Source organism: Neobacillus sp. S1227, assembly GCF_055385255.1.
In genome coordinates, this window is the sequence record NZ_AP038276.1 from 3,756,697 (window position 1) to 3,770,000 (window position 13,304).

A 13,304-nucleotide genomic window follows, 5' to 3' on the forward strand; every position below is an offset into this window, starting at 1 on the left:
ACTCCAAGAAGCAATTCTAGGTGCTTGATTATAATGTTCTACTTTTACGGCTAATCTCCTGCCAGAACACAAAATTACTTTAAACGAATGGTCATAAATTAAAACCCCGGAAGAATCCGAGGTTTTTATAATGGATTTAATAACCCTTCTTTGTATCTACTCTATTGTTAAGAGGTTTGTTTTCTTCCAAGTTTCTGAGTGTATCCAAAAAACAAGCTGCCCCTTCATCAGGTGTCGTTACCGCTGAAATATGGGGGGTAATCAATACAGAAGGATGGTTCCATAACGGATGATTCTCCGGTAGCGGCTCCTCTGTAAACACATCCAGGACAGCATAACGGATTTGACCATCTTCCAATGCCTGCAGCAGTGCTTCTTCATCTAATGATGCTCCCCGCCCTACATTAATAAAGCCGGCATTTGTTACTTTTTGAAAAACTCTACTATTAAAAAAGCCACCCGTTTGTTCCGTCAGCGGCATCGTGTTGATGATCACATCCATTTCCCCTAAGAGGTTAAAATGAGATTCCACAGTCATAACCTCATTAAAATACTCTTTTTCTTTTCCACTTTGGGAGACGCCGTAAACCTCCACTCCAAATCCAGACAAAAGCTTGGCGACAGCCAGTCCAATTTCACCGGTTCCATAGACCATCACTTTGAGTTCATTTAATAGCGTTGGAGTCCTTTGCTGCCATTTTTTCTGCAGCTGTAATTCCCGGAACTCCTCGTGAAATTGTAAGTCTTTCAATATGTAACTTAAACAATACTCTCCGATTCTTTGACCAAACGAACAAACTGTCCTTGTCAAAAGTACACTATCGTCCCAGGTCTTTTTATATAAAAAACGGTCAACTCCCGCACCGAGCGAGTGCACCCATTTTAAATGACTGTAATCGTAATCGGATTTGAGGTTAAAAGATACAAGTGCATCCGCCCATTTCAAATTCTCCTGTGTGACTTCATCCTCCGGGATATAACGGAAATTCTTTTGGACGCACGCATTTTGGATGTATGCCCGAAGCTCTTGATACATCGGGCTGACAATTAAAATATTTTCGATTTTCACCATAATTCACCTCTTCAGCATTACCTCCATTTTAAGGATAATTGGGAAAAAACTCAAAAAAGAAGAACAGAGCAGTTAATTCCTGCTCTCCTCCCCATACTATAAAACTATCAATAAATATACGCTTTTAGTATTTTTTATAAAAAGCCCTTGAACAAATAGGAATATTCTGTTATATTAATCTTAATTATATACTTCTTACTTCATACCTTATGAAGTGAGGATAGAGGCGCAAAGACCATCAGTAAACCATCCGAGGGTAATGGGACCCAGTGACGGTGGTAGAAAGGGGAATTTGCCGAAGCTTCTTTAGAGCCTCATTGTTCTAGAAGCTGGTTCTGTTATTGAATAAATACAGAATTGTCATATAGGAAACTATATGGAGGGCTATCTCACGCAGGGGAACTTGTAAAATTAATGTTTCTGATGCAGCTGTAGGGCCTTTCCCACAGCTGCTTTTTGCGTTTGGCCTTACCTCTTTTTAAAAATAATTTTAAAAGGGTGAAATTTATGTACTTTGGCCAAGTTTTAACAGCAATGGTAACTCCGTTTGATCAGCATGGCGAAATTGATTTTAATGCGACGAAAGATCTAGTAAATTACTTATTAGCAAATGGTACTGATGGTTTAGTAGTTTGCGGAACAACTGGTGAGTCCCCTACCTTATCAACTGAGGAAAAAGTGGCATTATTTAAATTTGTAGTTGAAGTTGTGGACGGAAGAGTTCCCGTTATTGCAGGCACTGGCTCAAACAACACAAGAGCCTCAATCAGTCTAACAAAGTTGGCAGAAGAAGTCGGTGTAGACGGCATCATGCTCGTTGCGCCATACTATAATAAACCATCTCAGGAAGGTATGTATCAGCATTTTAAAGCGATAGCTGAATCTACTTCTCTTCCGGTTATGCTTTATAATATTCCTGGCCGCAGTGTCGTCAATATATCTGCCGAAACGGTCATCCGTCTTTCTCAGATTCCTAATATCGTAGCGGTGAAGGAAGCCAGCGGCCACTTAGATGACATGGCCGAAATTATTAAACTAACTGCTGATGACTTTTCCTTATACAGCGGTGATGATGGAATTACTTTGCCGGTGCTTTCAATTGGCGGCGTTGGTGTAATTTCTGTTGCATCTCATATTATCGGGAATGAAATGCAGGATATGGTGTCACGCTTTAAAAAGGGCGACTTTGCGGGCGCTGCTTCAGCACACCGTGAATTACTGCCAATAATGAAAGCTTTATTTGCAGCACCAAGCCCTGCACCTGTAAAAGCAGCTCTTAATATGAAAGGGGTCAATGTCGGCGGCCTGCGTTTACCATTGATTCCGTTAAATGAAGAGGAGACTAAAACACTTCGAAATGTACTATTGCAAAATAGTGCAGTGGAAGTTTTGTAGAATGATATAAAAGTGAGATTGGGATGAAGGACAAATTCAGGCAGAATTCGGCTGGATTTGTCCTTCATTTTTTTGTTGAAGGACAAAATAATGTTGTCACGTTTTATAATGTCCTTCATACCTTCTATGAAGACCACAACCTTCCGTTTCCTGTTTCAAAATGTCCTTCATTACCTCCTCGTATCTGCTAATCTTTTTTCCAAAATATCCTCACTGCAATAAAATTTCTTTTATAAATTCAGAAAAGTGTTTACAAAATCCCTTTTAAACTCTATAATTCACATATAATTACTCGGAATTTGTCACAAAAGAAGGAGGCCCCCAACATGAGCATAGGAATTGCATTAATGGGATTATTAGTTGGGTTATTAGTAGGTTTAACTGGGGTTGGAGGGGCTGCATTGTTAACCCCGGTACTCATCATGGTCGGAATTCAACCTTCCATAGCAGTGGGTACGGATCTTGTTTACAACTCCATTACCAAACTGTTTGGAGTCATTCAGCATTGGCGACAGAAAACAATTAACTTTAAACTCATGAAGTATCTTGCTATCGGAAGTGTTCCAAGTGCAACAGGAGCCATTCTCATCCTCCAGGCTTTTGAAAAATATTTCCACAACCAAGAACAAATTATCAAGCATGGACTTGGCTATGTCCTTATTCTAGTGGCCACAGCCATTTTAATTAAGACATTTTTTGATAATAAAATCAGGCCGAACCGCTGGCAATTAAGACCTATTGAAGAAAAACGAACATTAACTATATTAATCGGGGCCGGTTTTGGCTTTATTGTCGGCCTGACTTCAATCGGGTCAGGATCATTATTTGCCCTTGCCATGCTATATCTCTACCGTCTGAAAGGATCTGAGCTGGTTGGCACCGATATAGCCCATGCCTTTTTGTTAGTGACTGTTGCCGGACTCCTCCACGCGAATGCCGGAAGTGTCAATTATATGCTTGTAGCGAACCTGCTAATCGGGTCGATCCCGGGCGTTCTAGTAGGGAGCACCTTATCCTCAAAAGTACCGACAAAGCCCCTTCGTACGGTTATTTCAGCGGTCATCATTTTTAGCGCGTTAAAACTTATAGGATTATAAAAAAAGAGCTTAAACGTTTAAGCTCTTTTTTGCTAAAATTCAGATTCTAACTTTAGATGGCTATCAAACTGAACCTTTTTATATTCTGTTATAAAGGCAGGAAATGTGATTGTAATGGTCGTTCCTACATTTAAGATACTCTCAATATCAAGCTTCCCGTTCATCGTCTGAATTGTTTTCACCGCGACCATAGAGCCTAATCCTGTACCCTTTGTTTTACTGCTGTAGTATGGCTCTCCGAAGCGGTTTATCTGCTCCTTACTCATACCTACACCGTTATCAATAATTTTAATGGTGACCTTATTTTTTTCTAGCGCTGAAACTATTTGGAGCTCCCCGCCGGATGGCATTGCTTCGATAGCATTTTTTATTAAATTTAAAAAGCATTGGTGGAAATAATTCTTATTCCCTTGAACGATTCCTTGACCAAGGTTATCTGTAATAATTACGGAACTCATTTTTGCTAACGGATTCACGATATCAATGACATTGCGGATCTCTTTCTCGATTAGAAGCGGTTCCACTTTTTCTATTGCTGGTTTTGCAAAGGCCAAGTAATCAGTAATAATTGACTCGGCATTATGAAGTTCTCTTTCAATATGTTCAATATAGCGTTTCTTCTCGTCCAGCGATAGATTAGGAGACTTCAGCAGCTCCATAAACCCTTTTACAACGGTTAAAGGATTTCGGACTTCGTGCGAAATACTTGCCGCCAGTTGACTGACAACCTCCATTTTTTCAAGCTTAACAATTTTTGATCGGATATACATTGCATCAGACAATAATTCAATGATATATACCATAAAAAACATAAGAATAGGAGGCAGAATGATAAAATAAAAAATGTATGCTTCTGTCACAACGAATATATCAGACATCCATAAGGCGGCATAAGTCGTTGAAATCTCAAGGACAATCGTCAGTATGACGGAACTGATCAATTTAATTTTTCGATTAAACCTATTAAATCTTCCGGAAAATAGAGCTGTCGCCACAAATATAATAATATATACAACTAATGTAATATCATTCATACCGTAAATGGCAAAACGAAATGTTAACATCATCACCAAAAGTACGGCCCCGACTGGCCATCCACCATAAAGTGTTCCAATAAATACTGGAATTTGCCTTAAATCATGTACACAATACTGGTCAATGTATATCGGGAATTTCATACAAAGAATGATCGGTAAAGTCATGCAGGCTGTCAGAAGGGTTTTCCGATACTGTTTAAATTTTTTGACGTTATCAATTAACACAAAAAACATTAACAGACTGACAATTATATAAAACACATTATCTAATACATTGTGATTAATATAAACAAAATCCATTACAGGCAGCCCCTTCAAGTTATGTGTATTTCCAAGTTTAAAATAAGAGAAACACAGCCTATTTATTATAGCATTTATCTTACTTGTAATTAAAGGAAAATTTCGCCTGAAACGTTTATTCATAAAATTTTCAATGAATATTTTTTCATAAATTTTTGCATTATATGAATGGCTAAATTGCCAAATTTACGAATGTACATATGAAAGGAGAACCCATGACAAATCGTAATAACAATCGTAATCAGCCGCATACAGGCAGTAATGATGCTGAGTTTGGCTCCGAATCAACGTTAAGTAAAAAGGCTCGTAAGAAAGCTGCAAGGCAAAACAAAAAAAATCAATAAGAAAAAAGGATAACTCTTCTCCGAGGGTTATCCTTTTAACATTCAATACTATTTAGTTACGATGATCGGCCCATTTTTCGTCAGAATCAACGTATGCTCTATTTGAGCGACAAAGCTTTTTTCCGTAATGTAGGTCCAACCGTCGCCTTTTTCATAAACTTCTTCCTCATGAGTAGAAATAAATGGTTCAAAGGCAATGACCATTCCCTCTTTCAAGAGCTCATCATCCCATGGCTCATGGTAATTATAGATATGGTCTGGGCGTTCGTGAATTCTCCGCCCGATCCCATGTCCAGTCAGATTTTTAATGACGGTGAAACCATGTTGCTTCGCGGTTTGATAAACAGCTTTGCCAATCCCGCTCTTTTTTGAACCTGGCTTTGCTTTTTTCAAACCTGCATCAAAGGCCGCCTGTGCCGTTTCACAGATTTTTGTCAGCACTTCGTCTCCTTTGCCAACTACAAAGGAAATGCCCGTATCAGCGAAATAACCATTCTTTGAGGCCGACACATCAATATTAACAAGGTCCCCTTCCTTAATTACCCGATTGCCCGGTATTCCGTGGGCTACCTCCTCATTTACACTGATACATGTATAACCAGGAAAATCGTATTCCCCTTTTGGAGCGGAAATGGCTCCTTCCTTTTCAAAAAGTTCACCAGCGATATCATCTAGCTCCTTCGTGGTAATACCAGGCTTTGTCCGTTCTACCAATTCATCACGAATGGCCCCGACAATCCTGCCAATTTCCTTAATTCCATTGATATCTTCTTCTGTTTTAACTATCATGCCATTCCCCTACTTATGTTAGTTTTGTTTGTCAAAAGACTTATAAGTTCTATTGTAGTCTTTCCTTTTCGAAAAAAACAAGTGAAAAACAGGTACTATGATTTCTATAATACCTGTTTCCCTGAAATTATTCAGCCGTAACTTGGTTCAAAAACGTTAACGCTTTGGCAAATGAATCACGTGCATAGCCGGCACTATATGTCGGATTTGTATCATTAAAAAATGCGTGCGGTGCATTCGGATAGACAATTGCTTCAAATGATTTCCCCAACTTCTTCATTTCTTCCTCGAACGCGGGAATCAGGTTAGTGATGTTAGGATCATTCCCGCCATAAAAGCCGAGAATTGGGCATTGAATTTCATTTATACGTTCTTTTGGCGGGCGGCCATAAAATACCACCGATCCAGCATGTTTGGGGTCGTTAACGGCAAGTGCAGCCGATAGGGCTCCTCCTAGACAGAAGCCGACAGAGGCGACCGGCATTCCTTTTGAATATGAATTTCGAGCATAATCGGCTGTCTCTTTTAAGAGATTGACAAATCCTTCAGATTTGCTTGGATCTAAAACTCCGAGAAGTTTGGTCAGCGTTGCGCGTAATGTTTCTTGCCGATCACTGGGCAGCTTCGAAATTTCCTCGTCCCGAATTTCTGGGTTAAACCACGCTTGATGTGGAATAGAATGGAGAAATTGTTTGGCGTCTTTCACTTTTTCCTCGCTAAGCGACTCGGGCCTCACTCCATTTTCTGCAAATAGGTCTGGCGCAATGGCCACATAGCCTGCGGCTGCAAATCGCTCAACCACATCTCTAATATGGCCGTCAACACCCCACATTTCCTGAATCACAATAACCGTCGGCCTTGGTTCGTTAACAGGTTCAATTGCCGCAAAATAGGCACGAATATCCCCATTTGTCCCTTTAAATGTTCTCCATTCTGATTGTACTGGCATCGTGACACCTCTTTTATGTATTATTTCTATCATAATTTACCATATTAAAGCTTTTTTTTAAAAGGAAGCGTTCTATCTAGGATCATTTTTATTAATTTGGGATTTACTCGTCTATTTTTGATTTTTACTCTCCTGATTTTAGAATTTACTCATCTATTTTTGGTTTACTCGCCGAAATTTAAATTTTACTCGCCTATTTGTGACTTTTACTCGTCAACCGACAATTAAGTCAACATCACTTCATTTTTTGGCTAAGATTCAGATTGGTTAGGCAAAATCTAAAATCATGCGCATTTTTTAACAAAAAAACAACCTACAATTTTAGGTTGTTTTCAAAAAATTAGCAGATATTATTTTCCCAAGTATCCGAACGCCTTCTTCCATTCGCGCCACTGTCTCATAGCTGAACGATAGCCGAAGATACTCAGTTCCATCCTTTTGATTTTCAAAAAAGAACTTTCCAGGCACATAAGAAACACCTGAGGCTAAAGCCCGGTCTAACATTTTAGCTGTATCCACACCCGGTACCTTTACCCAGACAAAGTAGCCGCCCTGGGGAACATACAAGGTAACCGTATCAGGAAAATATTTCACTACCGATTGAACAAGCTTTTCGCTTTTGCCACAATATACTTCCTTTAACTTTTTAAGCCGTTTATCAAGATCAATTTTCTCTAAATAGGAGGCCATCGTGGCTTGGGAAAATGGGTGGTCTAAATCCTTTTTAAACCACGAAAAAGCGGTGATAAAATCGCTCTCACCCGCAATCCAGCCAACCCGCATGCCTGGTGCAACCACCTTCGATAAGGAGCCTACATGAAAAACACGACCTTCTTTATCCAGTGCTTTTAATGTCAACGGGCTTTCTCCAAATGCCAGCTCACCATAGGCATCGTCCTCTAAAATAAGAAAATTGTATTCCTCCGCGAGCTCCAATAGCTGTTTCCGACGTTTCAAGGTCAAAGTCGTCCCAGTCGGGTTTTGAAAGGTTGGAATCGTGTATAGAAGCCGTGGCAAGGTCAACCCTGCACGTTTTCTTTCAGCAAGAATTTCAGCGAATGTTTCCGTCTGCATTCCCTTGTCATCAATCGGTATACTGATGATTTGATTAGTATAGTTGCGGAAAATTTCCAATGCTTCCATATAGGTTGGTGCTTCCACAGCAACGACCACTTGTTCATCAAGCAGCACGCGCGCAATTAAATCAATCGCCTGGCAAGCCCCGGCCGTAATGAGAAGCTCGTCCTCCTGAACCTCGATACCGCGTTCGCACAACCGGTCTTTGATTTGCTGTTTTAATGTTTCCATCCTAGGGGTTCCCAAGTAATGAAGCGGCAAGTCTTGTTCCTCATCAAGCAATCGGACTGCCGCCTCCTTGATTTCTCCGGAAGGAACAAGAACAGGCTCAGGATAACCTGAACTCAAACGGATGCACTCTTTTGGAAGAGCAGGCATCCATTCCCCAGGAGGGTCGTTCTTTAAAGCTGCTTTTATATTGTCAGGTAGAAATGATTCCATCTTCACGTTAAACAAACACCTTTCGCTCAAGACTCCTGTTAGTTAATTGCTTTTAAACTCTCTTCCCTGATGAGTGACAGTAATTCCTCTTTATATTGGGCAAATTCAACCGACCCTTTTATACTGAACTCCCTCGGTCTCTCCAAAGCAATCGGAATATTTTTCTTTAAGCGGCCTGGTCTTGCCGTCATAACGTAAACCGAATCGGCCAAGAAGATCGATTCCTCGACATCGTGGGTAATGAACAAAATCGTCTTCTTTGATTCCTCCCACGCTTTTAATAGCACTTCCTGCATAATATTTCTTGTCTGGGCATCTAAAGCACCAAACGGTTCGTCCATCAGAAGAATCTTAGGGTCATTGGCAAGTGCTCGAGCGATGGCAACGCGCTGCTTCATCCCGCCGGATAATTGAATAGGATAGTGTTTTTCAAACCCTTCCAAACCAATTAATTGCAGATAATGCCGGGCTACATCGTCCCGTTCCTTTTGAGAAACCCCTTTTAATTTTAAACCAAAGGAAATGTTGTCTTTTACCGTTAGCCATGGGTATAAGGTATACGATTGAAAAACCATCCCACGGTCTGGCCCAGGGCCGCTGACTTCCTGCCCATCAATGAGAACCTGTCCAGATGTTGCTTCTTCTAACCCGGCAACAATTCGCAAAACTGTGGATTTTCCGCATCCCGATGGTCCTAAAATGGTAACAAACTCCCCTTCATTGACGGAAAAAGAGGTCTTCTCTAAAGCTGTCGTTTCACCGCTCTTTGTCTTAAAAACTTTACCGACTTCTTTAATTTCAAGCTTTGGTGTCTTAGCCTGTGGGATGTTACTTTCGATTATGTTTTTCGCCGCTTGAATGACCATTTTACAACCCATCCTTTCTCATCCATGAAAACGAAGCCCGATAAATGGCTTTAAAAATCATATCAGTTAGCAATCCCAGTAAACCGATGATTAAGATCCCAACGATAATTTTATCAGGCTGAAGGAAACGGGATGCCTGCATAATCATATAGCCTAAACCGCTAGATGCCCCGACGATTTCAGCAACGACTAAATATGTCCATGCCCAGCCAAATGTAATCCTAAGCGTATCTACAATCCCCGGCAAAGCTGCTGGCAAAATGACTTTTGTAAACAACTGCGCTCTTTTTGCTCCTAATGTATAAGAAACTTCAATTAAGTCATTTTGAACATTTTTCGTAACGTCCATAATCATAAGCGTCAACTGAAAAAAGGTTCCCAGGAAAATGACGCTCATTTTCTCTGGTTCACCAAGACCAATCCATAAAATCAATAATGGAATAAAAGCAGATGCCGGCATATAGCGGATAAAGCCGATGATTGGTTCAAAAGCACCCTCCATTATTTTCAACGATCCCATCAAAATTCCTAAAGGAATTCCGATGACAGCAGCAATCAAGAATCCAACCAGTACCCTGGTAAAACTAATGCCGATATCAGACAAGAGATCTCCATTTACAAACAAATCCACAGCAGTTGCCACTACGGCTGTCGGTGTCGGCAAAAACAGCGGATTTACAATCCCGCCATAGGTCAGCACTGACCAAACAACCAAAAATAAAAGAAACGTAACAAGCCCTGCTGTACTATATAACCGTTTTGATATTTCTTTATTTGGCGTTAATAACTTTGCAATCATCTCTCTCACCCAATTCTTTCAATCTTTTAAAAAGGCCTAATATATGAGCTCCGAACCAGTCTCATATATTAGGCTTTTATTCTATCTTTTATTGGAAGCTTGGATTTAGCACATCTTCCACTTTTGGTTCTTTTTTAATAATACTTTGCTCTTTGTAAAACTTGATGGCATTCTCCGTTGATTGGTAGATGGAACCTTTGCTGCTTTCAGAACCAAATAGCTTCTTGTTATCATCATTTGTGAAAAACTTAAGTCCAGATTCTGTTGCAACAAATTCCTTTGTATCAATCTTTAAGCCTTTTGCCATAATTTCGTCGGCTTCATCTTTATGCTCTTTCCAGTAATCCATCGCTTCGCCCATTGCCTTTACAAATGCTTTTACATCATCTGGACGGTTCTTAATGACGTCTTCTTTAAAGCTGATGGTATCCACAATAATTCCTGGAAGATCCTTTGTTGACAGTAACACTTTACCGTTTACTTCTGTGCTTTTTGATAACCATGGCTCCCAGGTTACAGCAGCATCCACTTTTCCTGCTGCAAAAGCGGCACCCGCGTCACCTGCAGACATTTGAACTACTTCTACATCCTTTTCGGTTAAGCCGCCCTGCTTCAATGCGGTTAAAGCAAGCATATGGCTGGTTGAACCAACTTCAAAGGCAACCTTTTTACCTTTTAAATCCTTCACATCTTTAATGTCATTTTTAACTACGATTCCGTCGCCGCCGTAAGAATCATCCAGTAACCAAACTACCTGTACCGGAATATCAGCCGCAGCAAGTGTTACTTGAACATCTAATGCAGTTGCCATACCGTCAATTTTGCCGCTAGCTAATGCCTGCTTACGCTCTCCTAATCCCTCAACAATGGAAAGGTCTACATCAATACCATTTTTCTTAAAAAATCCTTTTTCCTTTGCTAAAAATAAAGGACCATAGCCTGTCCAAGTAGGAAGCGTAACCTTTAAAGGTTCTGACGATTTCTTTTCCTTTGAACCACCGCTTGCTGCTTCATCTTTTCCACAGGCAGCTAATGCAAGTACCAGCATTAATGAACAAATCATAACCAGCCATTTCTTCATTTCACATTTCCCCCTAAAATTATCTTTTATTTGTTGTTACTAACATCATTGTTCCAATTTCATCCGCTTTTTGAACAGATGTAACGACCATTTCCGGTGTCACATCGAATGGCATGTTCGCCATATCTTCAATGGTAACTGTAATTTCGCCTAATTGCTTCCATTGTTCCTCGGTTAAATGCGTTATTCCCATCTGCCGTAGTGTATATGGCAAATTTACCTCTTGGTAATATTGGATTAGCTCCATTATCTCTTCCTCGCCCATTTCTTCCATACATAGCTGTGCTACAATCCCAAATGCGACTATCTCGCCATGGTAAGTATGATGAATTTCTGGAAAAATCGTTAAACCGGAGTAGATTGCATGGGCTGCTGCTGTCCGGCAATCATCGCCGCCATAGCCGCTGACACTTCCGCTGACTAATATAACGGCGTCGATAATGTCTTCTAATTCTTTCGTTAACCGCTGCTCTTGGATCGCTTGAACAGCAGATTTACCCGATTTCAGAAGAGTTTGATATAGCTGCCCTGCAATCGCAATGGCGGTCTGGTTGATCGCGTTGGGCACAGCTTTTTTTATTGAACATTTTGTTTCAAACCATTTTGCCAATGTATCCCCAATTCCAGCAATTAAATAGCGGACAGGTGCTTTGAGAATGACGCTCGAATCAACAAGCACGATATCTGGCGCTTTCGCATCGCGGCTAATTTCAAGAAATTCTCCTTCATCACTGTATAGAATACTGATAGGAGTTGCCGCCGCACAGGTGGCAGCAATCGTTGGAATCGCCACGAGCGGTTTCTCTAATCGATACGCCACTGCTTTTACAGTATCTAGCGCTTTTCCGCCGCCGGCAGCAAGCAGAACATCAAAGCTTTCAGATTTTAGCTGTTCTACCAATCTATCAATATTTGTTTGAGAGGATTCACCTCCATGCCATAGGGATTTTTTCAATGTAACCCCTTGCTCTTCCAGACTCCGCCGTAATGGTTCTTCAATTACTTGGCGGCTAGTATTACCACCAACCAATACTGAGGTGGTTCCAAACTTTCTTATGTATAAACCAGCATCTGTTAATATCCCTGGATTCCTTACATATTGACCAGGACCTGCAATCACCTTCATTGGCAAATTCACCATGCCTTCTTCACATAAATATGAATAATATTCTCTTAATATATAAGTTTGTCCATTTTATGTCAATATAATTATAATAATTTTCTAAAACTTATTTTTATAACCTTTAACTGATAATAATTCATATATTTATCTTTCTTGATATATTTTCCATCAAATTTTTTGGGATAATATTTTACTCATTTTTTAATAAACATTTGACCTCCCTGAGGGATTACTTGAAAAAATTAAAAAACGCTAGAAAAAATCCAAAATGGAAATTCCTAGCGTTTAATATAAAAATAGGATATTAAGTTTCTAACAAACCTACAGGTTTAGTGTACCGCCATCAATTACGATTGTTTCGCCAGTAATAAACGATGATTCATCGGAAGCAAGGAATAAAACCAAGTTAGCAATCTCCTCAGGATATCCAATGCGATTCAACGCGTTAGCTGTAGATAATATTGGCCATTTTTTTGTTTTCTTCCAATCCTCTACCATATTCGTATCAATAATTCCTGGAGCAATCGCATTCACACGAATATTCTTTTTTCCAAACTCCGTTGCTGCTGTTTTGGTAAGGGCCATAACACTGCTTTTTGAGGCGGAATATGCGGCGACCAACTTCTGGCCTTTAATTCCGGCAATACTTGCTGTATTAATAATGGAACCCCCTGAAGTCATCTGAGGTATTGCATATTTTAACCCTAAGAAAACGCCATTTGTATTGACATCAAATACCTGCTGCCATTCTTCTAACGAAACATCAGGTATCTTTCTCTCACCGCTTTTAACACCCGCATTATTAAAGAAAATATCTAACTTACCATAAGTATCTACAGTTTTTTGAACCATAATTTGAACATCTTCAGGTTTCGTCATATCAGTTTGAATAAACTTAGCTTCCCCGCCGGTTTCTTTGACCAGTTGAACGGTT

The 13,304-nt window shown here is 40.0% G+C and carries 13 protein-coding genes and 1 riboswitch (1 of these 14 running past the window's edge); of the genes, 3 read left to right on the top strand and 10 right to left on the bottom strand.

The features are described from left to right. Positions 1 to 136 precede the first annotated feature (136 nt). Entirely contained in the window at positions 137 to 1,072 is a 936-nt protein-coding gene (locus ACZ5AE_RS18730; protein WP_464566114.1) for a D-2-hydroxyacid dehydrogenase, read from the bottom strand. A 213-nt stretch (positions 1,073 to 1,285) separates the two neighbouring features. Further along, a riboswitch (Lysine riboswitch) is annotated at positions 1,286 to 1,467 on the top strand. Between the two features lie 112 nt (positions 1,468 to 1,579). On the opposite strand from ACZ5AE_RS18730, the gene dapA reads away from it, so the two are divergent. Next, positions 1,580 to 2,467 (top strand): 4-hydroxy-tetrahydrodipicolinate synthase, encoded by an 888-nt coding sequence (gene dapA / locus ACZ5AE_RS18735; protein WP_464566115.1) that lies wholly within the window; start codon positions 1,580 to 1,582, stop codon positions 2,465 to 2,467. Positions 2,468 to 2,793: 326 nt separating this feature from the next. Next, complete coding sequence (locus ACZ5AE_RS18740; RefSeq protein WP_464566116.1) at positions 2,794 to 3,564, top strand: sulfite exporter TauE/SafE family protein; 771 nt, start codon at positions 2,794 to 2,796, stop codon at positions 3,562 to 3,564. 32 nt (positions 3,565 to 3,596) lie between these two features. Here the strand turns inward: ACZ5AE_RS18740 and ACZ5AE_RS18745 are convergent, their stop codons facing one another. Next, entirely contained in the window at positions 3,597 to 4,901 is a 1,305-nt protein-coding gene (locus ACZ5AE_RS18745; protein ID WP_464566117.1) for an ATP-binding protein, read from the bottom strand. Between the two features lie 215 nt (positions 4,902 to 5,116). Here ACZ5AE_RS18745 and ACZ5AE_RS18750 point away from each other — a divergent pair, with 215 nt between their 5' ends. Next, positions 5,117 to 5,245, top strand: a complete 129-nt coding sequence (locus ACZ5AE_RS18750) for a hypothetical protein (RefSeq protein WP_464566118.1) — start codon at positions 5,117 to 5,119, stop codon at positions 5,243 to 5,245. Positions 5,246 to 5,293: 48 nt separating this feature from the next. Here ACZ5AE_RS18750 and map read toward each other — a convergent pair whose 3' ends face one another. The 8 genes from map to ACZ5AE_RS18790 all read right to left on the bottom strand — a co-directional run. After that, positions 5,294 to 6,034, bottom strand: coding sequence for a type I methionyl aminopeptidase (gene map / locus ACZ5AE_RS18755; protein WP_464566119.1), 741 nt, complete (start codon positions 6,032 to 6,034; stop codon positions 5,294 to 5,296). Positions 6,035 to 6,161: 127 nt separating this feature from the next. Then, on the bottom strand, positions 6,162 to 6,983 hold the full coding sequence (locus ACZ5AE_RS18760) for a dienelactone hydrolase family protein (RefSeq protein ID WP_464566120.1): 822 nt from the start codon (positions 6,981 to 6,983) through the stop codon (positions 6,162 to 6,164). Positions 6,984 to 7,304: 321 nt separating this feature from the next. Then, entirely contained in the window at positions 7,305 to 8,507 is a 1,203-nt protein-coding gene (locus tag ACZ5AE_RS18765) for an aminotransferase-like domain-containing protein (RefSeq protein ID WP_464566121.1), read from the bottom strand. Between the two features lie 32 nt (positions 8,508 to 8,539). After that, positions 8,540 to 9,367, bottom strand: coding sequence for an ABC transporter ATP-binding protein (locus tag ACZ5AE_RS18770; RefSeq protein ID WP_464573664.1), 828 nt, complete (start codon positions 9,365 to 9,367; stop codon positions 8,540 to 8,542). Between the two features lies 1 nt (position 9,368). After that, complete coding sequence (locus ACZ5AE_RS18775) at positions 9,369 to 10,166, bottom strand: ABC transporter permease (RefSeq protein WP_464566122.1); 798 nt, start codon at positions 10,164 to 10,166, stop codon at positions 9,369 to 9,371. Positions 10,167 to 10,254: 88 nt separating this feature from the next. After that, positions 10,255 to 11,247 carry an ABC transporter substrate-binding protein gene (locus tag ACZ5AE_RS18780; RefSeq protein ID WP_464566123.1) on the bottom strand — a complete coding sequence of 331 codons (993 nt, stop codon included), beginning with the start codon at positions 11,245 to 11,247 and terminating at the stop codon, positions 10,255 to 10,257. A 19-nt stretch (positions 11,248 to 11,266) separates the two neighbouring features. Next, a complete protein-coding gene (locus tag ACZ5AE_RS18785; RefSeq protein WP_464566124.1) occupies positions 11,267 to 12,373 on the bottom strand; it encodes an iron-containing alcohol dehydrogenase family protein in 1,107 nt (368 codons plus the stop codon). A 318-nt stretch (positions 12,374 to 12,691) separates the two neighbouring features. After that, a protein-coding gene (locus ACZ5AE_RS18790; protein ID WP_464566125.1) for a glucose 1-dehydrogenase crosses the window boundary here: on the bottom strand, positions 12,692 to 13,304 show its 3' portion. 131 nt of this gene lie beyond the right edge of the window; only the last 613 of its 744 coding nucleotides appear in the window; the start codon falls outside the window, past its right edge; the stop codon is at positions 12,692 to 12,694.